This window comes from Providencia sp. PROV208 (assembly GCF_028479465.1).
In the GTDB taxonomy this organism is placed as follows: domain Bacteria; phylum Pseudomonadota; class Gammaproteobacteria; order Enterobacterales; family Enterobacteriaceae; genus Providencia; species Providencia alcalifaciens.
Genome location: NZ_JAMPNS010000006.1, coordinates 149,001 through 164,906, shown reverse-complemented (window position 1 = coordinate 164,906; position 15,906 = coordinate 149,001). Strand labels below are relative to the sequence as shown.

Sequence of the window (15,906 nt, the reverse complement as noted above, 5' to 3'; positions counted from 1 at the left end):
ATGAATCAATTTGCTATTTATATCGGAATGCTGTTGTTTTCATCAATAGCGTTTGCTGATTATCGTGCTGAATTTTCAACGTATACCGTGCCCATCACCGAAACGCTGTATGTTCCTAAAAGTGCTCCCATCAACACACATATTGCAACGATAGAGTTAGGTACTTATACGCCTTGGGTGTGGTGGAATGAGACAGGCACAACAAGGGTTGGCATTAATTTACCGGGAATTTTTGATGGGCATTATCAAATCGCAGGTGTTGGAGCTGTTAAGGAAATAGGGTTATCTGGCATTGGGTTTGCTTTGCATGGCTCGGTTAATAGCCCATGTTCAGCAAGAGGGTATGTGAATGGTAAAAATAGTCGTGACGGAAACCCGGCAAATCGCTTTTTATGTCCCAGCTCAGCATCTAAAGGTAATTACAATGTCACCTTAAAGGCTGAGTTCTATAAAATACGCCCACGCGTGAATACTCAGCTATTACAATCCACCAGTGCTGCGATGTTTATCGTTTTTAATAATCGGTTTATTACCCAAGATATTGTGGGCAATTTTGAACCTAAAATTTGGTTGTCGCCTATTCCGGTTGTTGCGAATGGATGCGAAGTTAAAAATACCATCGTCAATGTGGCATTCGGTCAAGTAGATAAATCCGGGGCTCGTGGTGTGGGGTCCACGCTTATGAATAGTCGCAAACGGTTTAAAATTGAACTGGATTGTGATGAAACTTCACCAATAAAAATTCATTTTATGGGGATGGTCGACTCGAGTGGGTTACCCGGCACCATTGCACTCAATAATGCAGAGCATCGAGAAACTGCCCAAGGTTTTGGGATCCAAATTAAATATAAAGGGCGACCGATTAAATTGAACCAAACGTTACAAGTTTCTCGCTTAAATAGTGCGCAACACTATGTTATTCCTTTGGAGGCAGTTTATATTCAAACAGAGGAAAAGACGCGAGGGGGAAAAGCGAATGGGACGTTACAGTTTAATTTACAATATCATTGAAATTAAAGAGAAAAGGGAGCACAGGCTCCCTTAATTTATAGAAGAGCTAATGATTATTCAACGACTAAAATACGGCAGGTATTGGTGCTGCCGATGGTGCCCATTTGGTCACCTTGTGTCACGATAACCGTGTCACCAACCATTAAGTAACCGTTGTCACGTAGACGCGCGATCGCTTCGCTTGCAGCGGCAATTCCATCAGTATGCGTGCTACAGAAGACAGGCGTGACGCCACGGTACAGAGAACATTGATTCAGTGTTTTTTCATGGCGTGACATAGCAAAAATTGGTAAGCCAGAGCTGATACGTGACATGATACGAGCTGTTCGTCCTGATTCTGTCATGGCGATGATTGCCTTGACACCTTTCAGGTGGTTAGCCGCGTACATGGTTGACATGGCAATCGCGTCTTCAGAACTTTCAAACTCAGCATCTAAACGGTGTTTAGAAATATTCAGACCTGGCATTTTTTCTGCGCCAAAGCAGACTTGCGCCATTGCGGCGACGGTTTCTGCTGGGTATTGTCCCGCAGCCGTTTCTGCCGATAACATAACCGCATCTGTACCATCTAAAACGGCGTTTGCCACGTCCATAACTTCGGCGCGGGTTGGCATTGGGTTAGTGATCATTGACTCCATCATTTGAGTTGCGGTGATCACCACACGGTTCAATTGACGTGAACGACGGATCAGTTTCTTTTGTACAGCGACTAGCTCAGGGTCGCCAATTTCGACACCTAAATCACCACGGGCGACCATCACGACATCTGATGCGAGGATCACTTCATCCATAATGTCATCAGTGGCAACAGCTTCAGCACGCTCAACTTTCGCAACAATTTGGCATTCACAGCCTGCATCACGCGCTAAACGGCGAGCATAATCAAGATCCTCACCGGAGCGAGGGAAAGACACGGCTAAAAAGTCGACATTAATTTTGGCTGCGGTAATAATATCAGCTTTGTCTTTTTCAGTGAGGGCTTCTGCGGATAAGCCACCACCTAGTTTGTTAATGCCTTTATTGTTAGACAGTTGTCCGCCTACAGTCACTTCAGTGAACACTTGCAAGCCTTGAACTTCACGAACTTTTAACTGCACACGACCATCGTCTAGCAGAAGAATATCGCCAGGGACAACATCAGCAGGTAAGCCTTTGTAATCGATGCCGACTTTATGTTGGTCACCTTCACCTTTGCCTAATGAGGCATCCAGCGTGAATTTGTCACCAATATTGAGGAAAACTTTACCGTCTTTAAAAGTAGAAACACGAATTTTCGGACCTTGTAGATCCCCAAGGATAGCGACGTGACGCCCTAATCGAGCCGCAATCTCGCGCACTTTGTTTGCGCGGGCCATGTGGTCTTCAGGAGTTCCGTGAGAGAAATTAAGGCGAACAACGTTAGCGCCAGCATTGATAATTTTTTCTAGATTATTATCACGATCGGTTGCCGGACCAAGGGTTGTAACAATTTTAGTTCTTCTAAGCCGTCTAGACATGTATTACTCCGTGACCTGTAATGGTACAAATATAAGTGAAGCCTTTTCACTCCATTTTGAAACCTATTTACTGCAAATAGGGGTGCTGACACGAGCACAGCTATTATATACAGCAAATTTCTTAAAGCCATCGGGAGAATAAAAACTATTTGGTACCGATAGAATTAAGAACCCATTTTTAACATTGTTGTATCCATCTTTCAGACATTATCAAACCGCGAATCGCGTAATGCTTCTTTGACCCGTTTCAAGTTATCTCTAAATTTTTCGCCTCGGCGCAAAGTAAATCCGGTTGTTAACACATCAATCACTGCGAGCTGTGCCATTCTGGAGACCATTGGCATATACATGTCCGTGTCTTCAGGGACATCGATAATAATTGATAGGCTGGCTTCTTTAGCTAGGGGGGAGCCCTCTGATGTGATAGCGATAACTGTTGCATCATTATGGCGAGCGAGCTGTGCCATATCGACTAAGGCCTTTGTACGACCCGTGTGTGAAATCAACACAATCACATCGCCTTCACTACTATTGATGCAGCTCATACGTTGCATGACAATATCATCAAAGTATATGACTGGAATATTAAACCGGAAGAATTTGTTCATGGCATCATGAGCAACCGCGGCGGAAGCCCCAAATCCAAAAAAACTGATTTTGCGAGCTTGAGTCAGTAAATCTACTGCGCGATTAATTGCGTTGGTATCAAGGGTGTGCTTGACATTATCCAGTCCCGCCATCGCGGACTCGAATATTTTATGGGTATATGTGTTGACGGTGTCTGTTTCTTCAATATGGCGATTTACATAAGGCGTACCATTGGCGAGATTCTGCGCCAGTTTCAATTTAAAATCTGGAAACCCTTTGGTTTCCATTTTGCGGCAAAATCGATTAACAGTAGGCTCACTAACATCCGCCAATTGAGCCAATGCGGCGATACTCAAATGAATAGCACTTTGGGGCATCCCTAAAATGACTTCTGCCACCTTTTTTTCTGATTTACTCAAAAAATCGATGCTGGTTTTCATTTGTTCTAAAATATTCATATAGCAAAAGTGCCTATTTCAGCAAAAGGGGAAATATTTCTGCCATCGGAGTATGGTGGCATTAACATCCAGATATGACTGAAAATATACTACGTGTTGATAGTAAGCTATCTATACACTGGGGTTAACTAAGGGCTTTTTTTACGAAAATATGACCCGTATCTAATTTTCAACTAAGAAAACGGATTACATAAATCGTTATTTTCTAACAAAAGCTGGAAGCATTCAGTGATAAAAAATTTTGTTGAAGACTGGGTATGCTGGATTTTTCAGCATAAAAACTGTGACCCGTGTCATCAATATTTACTGAGCAGTAGCAAACGGGTACATTAGCAGGCAAACGATTATATTTTTATAATACGATATCCAGAACCTATCTCATTAGAGTGGCGTTTCGCGCTCAGTTTTTCTGGGCTCTAATGAGATAGTTTCTAAATTCCGCAGATTGAGGAGAACCAACATGGCGGTACATAATGCTGCTCAAGCTTGTGACCTGATTATTTTCGGCACTAAAGGTGACCTAGCGCGTCGCAAGTTACTTCCATCATTGTATCAACTGGAAAAAGCAGGTTATATCCATCCAGATACTCGCATTATCGGCGTTGGTCGTGCCCAATGGGAACAGAGCGATTATGTGGAATTTGTCAAAAAGGCATTGAATGACTTTTTGAAGGAAGAATTAGATCCAACATTATGGGAGCGAATAAGCGCACGTTTAGATTTTTGTAATCTAGATGTGAGTGAAACCGATAATTTTGTGCGTTTAGCCGATATGCTTAAACAAGACACGCAGCCGGCGATTCACTATTTTGCCATGCCACCAAGCACATTCGGTGAAATGTGTCAGGGGCTAGGCTATGCAGGATTGAACAAAAAACCAAACCGTGTCGTGATGGAAAAACCATTAGGGACGGATTTAGCATCTTCTCAACAGATTAATAACGAAGTTGCGAAATATTTTGATGAAAGCCAAGTTTACCGAATCGACCACTATCTAGGCAAAGAAACGGTACTGAACTTGCTGGCTCTGCGTTTTGCAAACTCTTTATTTATTAATAACTGGGATAATCGCACCATTGATCATGTGCAGATTACCGTGGCAGAAGAGGTCGGAATCGAAGGTCGGTGGGGGTATTTTGATCAGGCGGGTCAAATGCGAGACATGGTGCAAAATCACCTTCTGCAAATTTTAACCATGATCGCGATGTCTCCTCCGGCTGATTTAACCACTGACCGTATTCGTGACGAAAAAGTGAAAGTGCTGCGTTCTTTACGTCGTATTGACCACACAAACGTGCGTGAGAAAGCCGTACGCGGTCAATATACTGCGGGTTTTGTGCAAGGTAAGAAAGTACCGGGCTACTTAGAAGAAGAAGGCGCGAACAAGCAGAGCCAGACGGAGTCTTTCGTGGCTTTGCGTGTGGATATTGATGATTGGCGCTGGGCTGGCGTACCATTCTATTTGCGTACAGGTAAGCGTCTTCCTGCCAAATGTTCAGAAGTTGTGGTGTATTTTAAAAAACCGGCATTGAATATTTTCTCTGAAAGCTACCAAGATTTACCACAAAACAAATTGACGATCCGTCTGCAACCTGATGAAGGGATTGATATCGAAATTATGAACAAGGCTCCAGGCTTGGATCATAAACACCGTTTACAGACGACTAAATTGGATTTGAGCTTTTCTGAGACCTTTAACCAAACGCATCTTGCAGATGCTTATGAGCGCTTATTGTTAGAAGCGATGCGTGGTATCCAAGCCTTGTTCGTCCGCCGTGATGAAGTGGAAGAGGCGTGGAAATGGGTTGATTCTATTATGGAAGCATGGGCGATGGATAACGATGCGCCTAAACCTTATCAAGCCGGTACATGGGGACCGATTGCCTCTGTCGCCATGATCGCTCGTGATGGTCGCTCGTGGAATGAGTTTGAGTAATATTTTATCTTTATAAATTGGACCATGAAATGGCGGGAAGGTTGAATTCCCGCCATTTTTTTAGCTAATATTTTCTTCTTTATCTTTTCTTATTTTTTTCGCGATAGAAATTTTTGCCAACCACGTCATTTCATGTTGATTAAATACTAATGTTTTCCCGTTCTGCTTTAATTCAAATGAAAGTGGTGAGTTTTTATTTTAAGCATCGGAAAATTATTTAATTCATCTATGATTTTTGGGTCAGTGAGTTTTATGGTTGAATGAAATACGATGGGGGGATGTTTTGCAGGTTTTGATCTTGAAAAAAAGCGCAAATTGGCATTGTCAATCCTTTAATGATGCAATTATTGAATGTGGAGTGTGCCATGAGTCATTACGCTTCTCTTTAATAATGTGATGGTTACCAAGATTGCTGACTCAAGGTAACCATTCAATTTTGGTTATTTTAAAGCACTAATTCACTGCGACCTGTCGCCGCCATATGAATAATTCCTTGTTCGATTCGTAAACACGCCATTTTAGCGGCATCTGGAACCGATAAACCTGCAAGTAACTGAGCGGTAAGTTCGGCACCAAACAGATCCCCAGTTCCTTTTGGTGTAACGGGATAACGCTTATGGCGAATAACCGCGACATCTTGTCGAGTAACACAAACCACTTCGATACTTTCATCATCAGGTTGGAAAGCGCTGGTTATAATGACCCACTGAGTATGACCGTTGAGTAATGAACGCGCTGCGCGAGTCGCGTCGTCTAAATTATTGATGGTTTGCCCACTGAGTGTAGAAAGCTCAAATTTATTCGGAATGATGCCCGTCGCAAGTGGAAGCACTTCATCACGATAAACATCGGCAATCGCTGGAGGAATATAAAAGCCACTATCTTCATCCCCCATCACAGGGTCGACAATGACAGGCATTTTAGGATGCTGCTCACGCACAGAGGCTAACCAATTTGCAAGGTCGTGAGCTTTATCTGGTGAGCCTAAATAACCTGTTAAAATGGCTTTAACGCTGTTTAAGCTGCCACGTTCAACAAAGCCTTGTAAGTAGCCTCGGAACCATTCACCAGGCAATTCACCGCCATAGCAAGTGGCATAGTGAGGGGTATTGCTTAAAATGACGGTGGGAACTGCGGCAACACGCAATCCTTGTTTTGTTAATGCAGGAACGGCAATGCTGTTACCGACACTGCCATAGACAACTTGGGATTGAATGGAGATGACATCATAAGGAAGCGGGGTGGCATCGACGGCGTTTTGAAAGCTATTTGACGTTAGCGTAAAGGTATCCATGACTCTCTCTTATTGGTGTGCATTATTTCTATTTTATACGGATAGCATGATAAGAAGCGTGTTGGCATCTATTGTCAATGGTAACCGTAAAAATGAATATTGAATGAGATGAAAGCAGCATAAAACACGGTAATAAAAACTTTTTTTGCTCAGTTCGTCCAAAAATAAATGCGAGTGAAATGGTGGAATTATTCGTAAAATTGAGTCTGCCACTGTGTTGCTTAGCATATTAATGCATAATTATGCATAAAAAGAATGAATTCAAAAAGCTTTTGCATTCATTGACTTAATAATTTTGCCATGGTAGAAATAAGCTGAAACTAACAATTATATGAGGGTTCGGAGTAACTTGGATGGATGTCCATCCGATGAAATGAATGAGATATCATGCTTAGCGTGACTAGCATAAAGATCAGTAAGTCCCAAAGAAGATCAACACATAAGCTTTTCCTTTCTGCCATTCTATCCAGTGAGTATCACTGGTGCGGCGCGTTATAGCGTCTTTCTAGATTATTCAATCAGCTGAATAAAATCAGCAACTCTATTGTTTTTGTTTGAATTTTTAACAGCATTAAGCCCATATATTAAGCTAATTGTCTTTTAAACTTGTTTAAAAAATAGGCTATGATGATGCTGAATCTAGAGGGATATTATAATGATTTACTGGATATTTTTAGCATTAGCTATCGTTACTGAAGTCATTGGTACTTTATCAATGAAACATGCCAGTGTGAGTGGTGATTTCACGGGTATGGCGGTGATGTATGTGATGATTGCCACTTCCTATATTTTACTCGCTGTTGCGGTTAAAAAAGTCGCCTTAGGCGTTGCATACGCCATGTGGGAAGGGGTGGGTGTTCTGTTGATCACAACGTTCAGTGTACTGTGGTTTGGGGAATCTTTGTCACCGATGAAAATTGGTGGATTAGTTTTCTTGATCACGGGAATCGCATTGATCAAATCAGGTACCAAAAAAGCCACAGTTAACAAGTCTGCTCAAAAAGTAAAACAAGCAGCGAAGAATGCGGTTGATGCCGCCAAAGCCCGAGCTTTAGTGACGAATACCGCTAAATCGGAGGTGTAATATGGCCAGTCAATTTGAATGGTGGCATGCGGCATTTCTGATCCTTGCAGTGGTACTCGAAATCCTTGCCAACGTATTTTTAAAAATGTCTGACGGTTTTAAGCGTTATTGGTTAGGTATTCTTTCTCTGGTTGCGGTGTTAGGTGCATTCAGTGCGCTAGCGCAAGCGGTGAAGGGAATTGAATTGTCAGTTGCCTACGCGTTATGGGGTGCATTTGGCTTAATTGCTACAGTCGCAGCCGGTTGGATCTTGTTTAATCAGCGCTTGAACTATAAAGGTTGGGGCGGATTAGTTTTCCTGCTTATCGGTATGGTGCTGATTAAAATGTCGTAACGGATAATACAATTCTTAAAGCTATTAGTGCTTATTCTACAATATAGTACTAATAGCTTTTCAATATATAATTACATCTAAAGTTAATAATTTCAGTAAAATTAAAATTTTAAAATATTGATCTAATGTCCATAGAATAATATATGATTATTTATTCATACGTTAATGAAAATAATTTTATCTCTATTTATTTTTCCAATAGCAGCTATTCGGCGGCCTGTGGGCAAGGTAACGCAACAATTAAAGGTTACCAAACGCGTTTAAGTGTGGATTATGGAATCTCAAAAAATAATGGCGCTCACTTAAGGTGAGCGCCATTAGTCTGATGATTCTTTTTCAAGTATCAATTAAGACTAATCAATCGCCGCAACGATTTTTATCTCAACTTTATATTCTGGCTTCATCAGTGCCGCTTGAACAGTGCAACGAACAGGTGCACTGCCCGCAACAACCCATGCATCCCACGCTTGGTTCATGCCAGCAAAATCTGCTTTATCTGCAAGGAAGATAGTGGCATCTAAAATTTTGCTTTTATCTGAACCGACTCGACCTAACATGACATCAATGGCAGCCAATGCATCCGCGGTTTGAATGATAATGTCGCCATCCAGTTTTTCTGGGACGCTAGTATAATAGACCACGTTGTTATGGATAACTGCTTCAGACCAACGGGTATCTGGGTCAATGCGTTCAATAGTCATAATTGTTCCTTATTATCAGTGCTGACCAAGGATATCAGTTTGCTACTATGATGAAAATCAGTTCGTTAATGAAACGATAATTAGCTCAGCAGCCATCTTGAACTCATGGTAAAGTGTGCCCATTAACAGTAAGCAATATAGGTTTGTAGTGTCTAACGACTTTTCAGCAGATGGCTTTCTAGCAAAAACAATTCCTGGATTCCAACCTCGAGAGGCGCAGGTCACCATGTCTGACGCCGTGGCTCAGTCTATCGAACAGCAACATGTGCTGGTGGCTGAGGCGGGGACAGGAACAGGGAAAACTTACGCTTATCTCGTCCCTGCATTGCGTAGCGGCAAAAAAGTGATTGTTTCTACGGGCTCGAAGGCACTTCAGGATCAACTCTACCATCGTGACCTACCTACGATCATCAATGCGATGAATTACACGGGTAAAACGGCGCTGCTGAAAGGACGCTCAAATTACCTGTGCCTTGAACGGTTGGACCAGCAATCTCTTGGTGGAGGAAGCCTCGAACCTGAAATTCTGGCGGCGGTAGTCAGATTACGCAGTTGGTCCATCGAATCGGAGTTAGGGGATACCAGCACCTGCCATGATATTGCTGAAGATAGTGCGGTTTGGCCATTGGTCACCAGCACGAATGACAACTGTTTAGGTAGTGATTGTCCGCGTTATCAAGAGTGTTTTGTGCTTAAAGCTCGTCGTAAGGCGCTTGATGCGGATGTAGTGGTGGTCAATCATCACTTATTTATGGCAGATCGGGTTGTGAAGGATACTGGTTTTGGAGAGTTAATTCCTCAAGCGGATGTGATGATCTTTGATGAAGCCCACCAAATTCCAGATATTGCGAGTCAGTATTTTGGTCAGCAGCTGAGTAGCCGCCAATTATTAGATTTGGCTCGTGATATGATCATGACTTATCGTACGGAGCTAAAAGATCAAGCCCAACTGCAAAAAAGCGCAGATAGGCTAACCCAAAGTACACTGGATTTTCGCCTTAATTTAGGGGAAAACAGTTTTCGCGGTAATTTACGTGAATTACTGAAGTTATCTGAAGTACAGCGTGCACTAACGTTGCTCGATGATGCGCTTGAACTCTGCTATGAGGTGATCAAAACATCATTAGGTCGCTCTCAAAGTTTAGACTCTATTTTTGAGCGGGTGACCATTTACCGTAACCGTTTAAGTCGCCTAAAAGAGGTGACTATCCCAGGCTATAGCTATTGGTTTGAAAGTTATGGGCGTCATTTTTTATTGGCGTTAACCCCACTTACTGTTGCGGATAAATTCAGTGAAATGATAGCCAGTACCCCGGCAAGTTGGGTATTCACATCGGCGACATTGTCCGTGAATGAAAAGTTAAGCCATTTTACAGACAGGCTCGGTCTTAGTGACGCGAAAACATTGTTGCTTGCTAGCCCCTTTGATTATGAACGCCAAACCTTACTGTGTGTCCCGCGATTTTTACCTGAACCTAATCAACGGGGAAGTGCACAGAAATTGGCGAATATGCTGCGTCCACTGATCGAAAAAAATCAAGGTCGTTGTTTCTTCTTATGCACTTCACATTTGATGATGCGAGAACTTGCAGAAGAATTTAAAGCATCGCTTACGCTGCCTGTCCTTATGCAAGGTGAAAGCAGCAAAAATAAGCTGTTAGCTCAGTTTATTGCCGCGGGGAATGCGGTTTTAGTGGCAACGAGTAGTTTTTGGGAAGGGGTGGATGTCCGAGGGGATGAACTGACATGTGTGATCATTGATAAACTGCCCTTCACGGCTCCTGATGATCCGTTATTACGCGCACGAATTGAAGATTGTGAGCTCCGTGGTGGGGACCCATTTGCTGATGTGCAGTTACCTGATGCCGTGATCACCTTGAAGCAAGGCGTTGGACGCTTAATCCGTGATACGAAAGACTATGGAGTGATTGTAATCTGTGATAATCGCTTAGTGACTCGACCTTATGGCGAAGTGTTTTTACGCAGCTTACCACCATCACCACGCACTCGTAGCCTGAATAAAGCGATTGATTTTTTGGCGCAAAAGCGTTCCGAGTCAATGGAAAAATACTAATTTAGTGCAATCTCGTGGGCGGTTTATGCTAAGATACCGCCCATCTTTCAGGTTGCCGTCATAAGGCGACAACAAAAAACCTAATATTTGCCGGAGTTTAGGCATGTCGAGTCGTATTCTAGCTGTTGATACAGCCACTGAAGCTTGTTCTGTTGCACTTTTGTGTGACGGTGAAATTATTTCGCGTTTTGCGATTTCTCCTCGTGAACATACCCAGAAAGTACTTCCTATGGTTGAAGAAGTATTAGTGCAAGCGGGTATTACGTTAAATCAATTAGATGCATTAGCATTTGGGCGCGGACCCGGTAGTTTTACTGGCGTGCGGATTGGCGTGGGGATCGCACAAGGATTAGCGCTTGGCGCTGATTTACCTATGATCGGCATTTCTTCATTAATGACACTGGCACAAGGTGCATATCGCACAACAGATTGCTCACGTGTTCTGGTCGCGATTGATGCTCGAATGTCAGAAATCTACTGCGCACAATATCAACGTGATGAGCAAGGTTTTTGGTTAGGTGAAGAGACTGAAGCTGTCATGCTTCCAGCAGATTTCAAAGCTAAACTCTCAGAGTTACAAGGACAATGGTGCTACGCCGGTACTGGTTGGGGTGCTTATCCTGAATTGTTACAAGGTTCGACCATAAGTGATAGCCTGATTACTCTGCCAGCTGCGCAAGATATGTTGCCAATAGCAGAACAGTTATGGATAGCGGGTAAAATAACTGCGGTAGAGAATGTTGAGCCAACTTACCTGCGTAATGAAGTCACTTGGAAAAAATTACCCGGTCGCGAATAAAAATAAAAACCATTTTTGTAGAATGAAAATAAATAGCTATTAGGTTAATACTAGATAGCTATTTTTTTTTACCTAAGACATAGAATTGGCTTTTAATTGAGCTATCATTGAACAAATGAGTACTAATAACAATTGAATTGAACATATAATGTGGTGAGGTTTTTGGGCTGTATTAATACTTATTATCTCAGTTTATAATGATGGCTAATTGGAGGTGGAAAATGAAAATTCAATTTAGCTACCGCTCAGCAATGAAAACGCTGTTACTTGCGGGCATATTAGCGCTGGCTGGTTGTGTATCGATCCCTCAATCGATCAAAGGTTCGGTGCCTAATCCTGCAGAAAATCTTAAATCGGTACAAAATGCACCGGAAATGTTTATCGGTCAAGAAGCGCGTTTTGGCGGCAAGGTTATTTCTGTTTTAAATGAACCGAAAAGAACGCGAATTGAAATAGCGGTCATGACGTTAAATAAATACGATGCTGCGCCGGAATTAAATTCCGCATCTCTTGGTCGTATCTATGCCTATATCAATGGGTTCGTTGAACCAAATGATTTTAGAAACCGCTATGTGACTGTTGTAGGTAATATTACCGGAGAGCAAGCTGGAAAAATTGGTGAAGTTCCTTATCAATACGTGACGATGAATGTGACTGGCTTTCAACGTTGGAGTATTGCTCAAAGTGTGATGATCCCACCGCCTGCGGGACCATGGGGTTATGGTTATTATGGTTCTCCATATTACTATAATCATCCTTGGGGATGGGGCTATGGATATCCAGTAGGACCTGCTCAGGTGCAAACCTATTTAACGGAAGATTAAAGAGTAATCGATATTATTATTCTGCTAAAAATCCTAGTTAATCTAGGATTTTTTTTACAAAAAAACGAAATGGCAGTGGACGATTAACCGCTTAATTCTCCAAAAATTTCTCACAACGGTGTATAATTACGGGATATAAACAGAGTAAAACTCTGATGAATTAATCTTAAGTTGAATAGGGCGGCATAGACCGCCTTATTTTTATCTCGAAGGAATGAAATTTATTTAGTGATATAGCTCTCAACCTTAGCATTGTTTAATTTTCAAACTGGTACAATGAGTTAATAATTTGTTAAAGGGTTGTGTAAAATAATAACTCACTAAATTCAGGAGTAACATTTTGGAAAAAATCTGGCTAAAAAATTATCCTGCTGATGTACCTGAAGAAATAAATCCTGATGACTTCGCGTCATTAGCAGAGTTACTTGAAAATGCCGTTGCTCAATATGCGGATCAACCTGCGTTCATTAACATGGGCGCTGTGATGACGTATCGTAAGCTTGAAGAGAGAAGCCGAGCATTTGCCGCATACCTACAAAATGGATTGGGTCTTAAAAAAGGGGATCGTGTTGCCTTAATGATGCCAAATTTACTGCAATATCCTATTGCACTGTTTGGTATCTTACGTGCGGGTATGGTCGTGGTGAATGTCAATCCACTGTATACCCCGCGAGAGTTAGAGCATCAACTTAATGACAGTGGAACGACAGCGATTGTTATTGTCTCTAACTTTGCGCATACTCTAGAGAAAATCGTATTTAATACAAAGGTTAAACACGTCATTTTAACTCGCCTTGGTGACCAACTTCCCCGTCCGAAAGCCACCATCGTGGATTTCGTCGTGAAATACATCAAGCGCTTAGTGCCGAAATACAATCTGCCTGATGCAATTTCGTTTCGCCGTGCGATGCATCAGGGCTATCGGATGCAGTATATCAAGCCGAATATCAAGGGTGATGATTTGGCATTTTTGCAATATACCGGTGGAACGACTGGGGTGGCAAAAGGTGCAATGTTAACTCATCGCAATATGTTGGCAAATATTGCGCAGGCCAGAGCAGCATATGGTCCAGTTTTACATTTTGGTCATGAATATGTGGTTACAGCTCTACCGCTTTATCATGTATTTGCACTTACGGTAAATTGCTTATTATTTATTAATGTCGGTGGTGTGAACTTACTGATTACCAATCCGCGAGATGTTCCGGATACGGTTAAACAATTAGCTAAATATCCATTTACAGCGATCACGGGCGTTAACACATTATTCAATGCGTGGTTGCAAAATCCCGATTTTCAAAAGTTGGATTTCTCGCGCTTGCGGCTGTCCGTTGGCGGAGGAATGCCTGTCCATAAAGCCGTCGCACAGAAATGGCAAGCGCTGACAGGGCGGCATTTACTAGAAGGCTATGGCTTAACTGAGTGTTCACCATTAGTTTCAGGTAACCCATATAATTTAACAGCTTATAGTGGTAGTATCGGAATACCCGTTCCATCAACAGATGTGAAATTTTTAGACGATGATGGGCATGAAGTTCCCCGTGGTACGGCGGGTGAAATGTGGGTAAAAGGTCCACAAGTAATGAAAGGGTATTGGAATCGTCCTGATGCAACGAGCGAAGCCATTGTGGATGGCTGGTTAGCTACCGGTGATATCGCTGAAATAGACGATGAAGGCTATATTCGTATTGTTGATCGTAAGAAAGATATGATTATTGTCTCTGGTTTTAACGTCTATCCAAATGAAATTGAAGATGTGATTTCCATGCACCCTGATGTGGTTGAATGTGCGGCCATTGGTGTGCCAAGCGAAAGCACTGGAGAAGCAGTAAAAGTCTTCGTGGTTACTAAAAATTCTTCATTGACCGCTGCAGATCTTAAAACATTTTGCCGTCGTTCGTTAACCGCTTATAAAGTACCGAAAATTTTTGAGTTTCGTGATGAGCTACCAAAATCTAACGTAGGGAAAATCCTACGAAAAGAGTTAAGAGCCGAAGAGCAGCAAGCACGAGAAAAATCACCGTCATAATGAATTATTGAGTGGTGAATTAACAAAAGCAATGTGTAACGCCGGTTTTTACCGGCGTTACTGTGTCCGTCAGATACACTTAACTAAATTATAATAAAGAGAAACTTGTTTTGAATTACCGTTTAGTCACAACAGATAGCGAATTAGCCAAAGTCTGCCAAGAGGCCAGCGATGCACCGTGGTTAGCATTAGATACTGAGTTTGTTCGCACTAGAACCTATTACCCTCAACTGGGGTTATTGCAGTTGTATGATGGAAAACAGGTTTCATTGATTGATCCGCTTTTAATGACGGACTTTAGCCCATTTAAGGCACTGTTAACCAACCCAAACCAATTAAAATTTCTACATGCAGGCAGTGAAGACTTAGAAGTTTTTATGCATGATTTTGGTTGTGTGCCTGAGCCAATGATAGATACTCAAGTGCTTGCCGCGTTCTTGGGTTATCCAATTTCTTGTGGTTTTGCGACGTTAGTTGCAGAACATTTGGGTGTCGAGCTAGATAAAAGCGAATCACGAACAGATTGGCTTGCTCGACCTTTAAGTGAGAAACAGTGTGATTATGCGACTGCAGATGTCCTTTATTTGCTGCCACTCGCGAAAATTTTGATGGAAAAAGTGTCAGAAGAAGGTTTATTAGCGGACGCACAAGATGAATGTCAGCGTATCGTTGCGCGTCGTCAAAAAACAGTCAAACCAGAAAAAGCCTATTTAAGCATCACTAATACATGGCAGCTACGTGATGAGCAACTTGCCTGTTTGCAATTACTGGCAGCATGGCGTCTTGACCAAGCGAAAGCACGGGATATGGCAATAAACTTCGTCATTAAAGAAGAAAATTTATGGAAGGTCGCTCGCTACTTACCAAGTTCATTAGGTGAGCTGGACGCATTAGGTTTATCAGGGCAGGAAATTCGTTGTCACGGTCGGCGTTTATTAAGTATCGTTGAGGACGCGAAAAAACTCGATGAAAGCCAATATCCTGCACCTGTGGCTAATATCACAGAGCAAAGCCAGTACAAAAGTATCTTTAAAGAAATAAAAGCTGTGGTGAAAGAGATCGCTGAGAATGAAAAATTCAACCCTGAATTACTGGCATCTCGCCGTCAAATAAACCAATTACTAGCAGTGCATTGGGGATTAAAAGAGAAATCATGTCAGCCTGAACTGCTTGCAGGTTGGCGTGGACGATTATTGGAAGGACCCTTAACTCGATTACTTAGCCAAGCGTAATCCGTGATAAAGGCACAAAATAGCGATAATTTTGTGCCTTTATGTG

General features: G+C 42.2%; 13 protein-coding genes. 9 read left to right on the top strand and 4 right to left on the bottom strand.

The genetic code is table 11. The features are described from left to right. Entirely contained in the window at positions 1 to 1,011 is a 1,011-nt protein-coding gene (locus tag PR766_RS05625) for a fimbrial protein (RefSeq protein ID WP_154636626.1), read from the top strand. 53 nt (positions 1,012 to 1,064) lie between these two features. On the opposite strand, the gene pyk is transcribed toward PR766_RS05625, so the two are convergent. Both pyk and PR766_RS05615 read right to left on the bottom strand, forming a co-directional pair. Then, entirely contained in the window at positions 1,065 to 2,507 is a 1,443-nt protein-coding gene (gene pyk, locus PR766_RS05620; RefSeq protein WP_006659933.1) for a pyruvate kinase, read from the bottom strand. Positions 2,508 to 2,707: 200 nt separating this feature from the next. Further along, positions 2,708 to 3,553 carry a MurR/RpiR family transcriptional regulator gene (locus PR766_RS05615; RefSeq protein WP_006659932.1) on the bottom strand — a complete coding sequence of 282 codons (846 nt, stop codon included), beginning with the start codon at positions 3,551 to 3,553 and terminating at the stop codon, positions 2,708 to 2,710. A gap of 460 nt (positions 3,554 to 4,013) precedes the next feature. Here PR766_RS05615 and zwf point away from each other — a divergent pair, with 460 nt between their 5' ends. Next, entirely contained in the window at positions 4,014 to 5,489 is a 1,476-nt protein-coding gene (gene zwf / locus PR766_RS05610; RefSeq protein WP_006661827.1) for a glucose-6-phosphate dehydrogenase, read from the top strand. A 445-nt stretch (positions 5,490 to 5,934) separates the two neighbouring features. Here zwf and pdxK read toward each other — a convergent pair whose 3' ends face one another. Further along, on the bottom strand, positions 5,935 to 6,783 hold the full coding sequence (gene pdxK, locus PR766_RS05605) for a pyridoxine/pyridoxal/pyridoxamine kinase (protein ID WP_036963558.1): 849 nt from the start codon (positions 6,781 to 6,783) through the stop codon (positions 5,935 to 5,937). A gap of 655 nt (positions 6,784 to 7,438) precedes the next feature. On the opposite strand from pdxK, the gene mdtJ reads away from it, so the two are divergent. Both mdtJ and mdtI read left to right on the top strand, forming a co-directional pair. Further along, positions 7,439 to 7,867 carry a multidrug/spermidine efflux SMR transporter subunit MdtJ gene (mdtJ, locus tag PR766_RS05600; protein ID WP_006659928.1) on the top strand — a complete coding sequence of 143 codons (429 nt, stop codon included), beginning with the start codon at positions 7,439 to 7,441 and terminating at the stop codon, positions 7,865 to 7,867. A gap of 1 nt (position 7,868) precedes the next feature. Further along, entirely contained in the window at positions 7,869 to 8,201 is a 333-nt protein-coding gene (mdtI, locus tag PR766_RS05595) for a multidrug/spermidine efflux SMR transporter subunit MdtI (RefSeq protein ID WP_006659927.1), read from the top strand. A 353-nt stretch (positions 8,202 to 8,554) separates the two neighbouring features. On the opposite strand, the gene PR766_RS05590 is transcribed toward mdtI, so the two are convergent. Continuing rightward, entirely contained in the window at positions 8,555 to 8,902 is a 348-nt protein-coding gene (locus tag PR766_RS05590; protein ID WP_006659920.1) for a RidA family protein, read from the bottom strand. A 148-nt stretch (positions 8,903 to 9,050) separates the two neighbouring features. On the opposite strand from PR766_RS05590, the gene PR766_RS05585 reads away from it, so the two are divergent. The 5 genes from PR766_RS05585 (at position 9,051) to rnd (ending at position 15,860) form a co-directional block, all read left to right on the top strand. After that, the gene (locus tag PR766_RS05585) at positions 9,051 to 10,976 is read left to right on the top strand and encodes an ATP-dependent DNA helicase (protein ID WP_230086861.1); all 1,926 of its coding nucleotides are present in this window, start codon (positions 9,051 to 9,053) and stop codon (positions 10,974 to 10,976) included. A 103-nt stretch (positions 10,977 to 11,079) separates the two neighbouring features. Next, the gene (tsaB, locus tag PR766_RS05580) at positions 11,080 to 11,775 is read left to right on the top strand and encodes a tRNA (adenosine(37)-N6)-threonylcarbamoyltransferase complex dimerization subunit type 1 TsaB (protein ID WP_006661823.1); all 696 of its coding nucleotides are present in this window, start codon (positions 11,080 to 11,082) and stop codon (positions 11,773 to 11,775) included. Between the two features lie 221 nt (positions 11,776 to 11,996). Further along, positions 11,997 to 12,599 carry a Slp family lipoprotein gene (locus PR766_RS05575; RefSeq protein ID WP_006661822.1) on the top strand — a complete coding sequence of 201 codons (603 nt, stop codon included), beginning with the start codon at positions 11,997 to 11,999 and terminating at the stop codon, positions 12,597 to 12,599. Between the two features lie 340 nt (positions 12,600 to 12,939). Continuing rightward, positions 12,940 to 14,628: a long-chain-fatty-acid--CoA ligase FadD gene (gene fadD, locus PR766_RS05570; protein ID WP_006659916.1), complete on the top strand. Its 1,689-nt coding sequence runs from the start codon at positions 12,940 to 12,942 to the stop codon at positions 14,626 to 14,628. A gap of 110 nt (positions 14,629 to 14,738) precedes the next feature. Further along, a complete protein-coding gene (rnd, locus tag PR766_RS05565) occupies positions 14,739 to 15,860 on the top strand; it encodes a ribonuclease D (RefSeq protein ID WP_154636625.1) in 1,122 nt (373 codons plus the stop codon). Positions 15,861 to 15,906 lie beyond the last annotated feature (46 nt).

What these genes read in the sequence shown, in the direction of transcription:
- pyk (WP_006659933.1), bottom strand. Translation starts at nt 2,507, where the DNA reads ATGTCTAGACGGCTTAGAAGAACTAAAATTGTTACAACCCTTGGTCCG.
- PR766_RS05625 (WP_154636626.1), top strand. Translation starts at nt 1, where the DNA reads ATGAATCAATTTGCTATTTATATCGGAATGCTGTTGTTTTCATCAATA.
- PR766_RS05615 (WP_006659932.1), bottom strand. Translation starts at nt 3,553, where the DNA reads ATGAATATTTTAGAACAAATGAAAACCAGCATCGATTTTTTGAGTAAA.
- PR766_RS05575 (WP_006661822.1), top strand. Translation starts at nt 11,997, where the DNA reads ATGAAAATTCAATTTAGCTACCGCTCAGCAATGAAAACGCTGTTACTT.
- pdxK (WP_036963558.1), bottom strand. Translation starts at nt 6,783, where the DNA reads ATGGATACCTTTACGCTAACGTCAAATAGCTTTCAAAACGCCGTCGAT.
- mdtI (WP_006659927.1), top strand. Translation starts at nt 7,869, where the DNA reads ATGGCCAGTCAATTTGAATGGTGGCATGCGGCATTTCTGATCCTTGCA.
- PR766_RS05590 (WP_006659920.1), bottom strand. Translation starts at nt 8,902, where the DNA reads ATGACTATTGAACGCATTGACCCAGATACCCGTTGGTCTGAAGCAGTT.
- mdtJ (WP_006659928.1), top strand. Translation starts at nt 7,439, where the DNA reads ATGATTTACTGGATATTTTTAGCATTAGCTATCGTTACTGAAGTCATT.
- zwf (WP_006661827.1), top strand. Translation starts at nt 4,014, where the DNA reads ATGGCGGTACATAATGCTGCTCAAGCTTGTGACCTGATTATTTTCGGC.
- tsaB (WP_006661823.1), top strand. Translation starts at nt 11,080, where the DNA reads ATGTCGAGTCGTATTCTAGCTGTTGATACAGCCACTGAAGCTTGTTCT.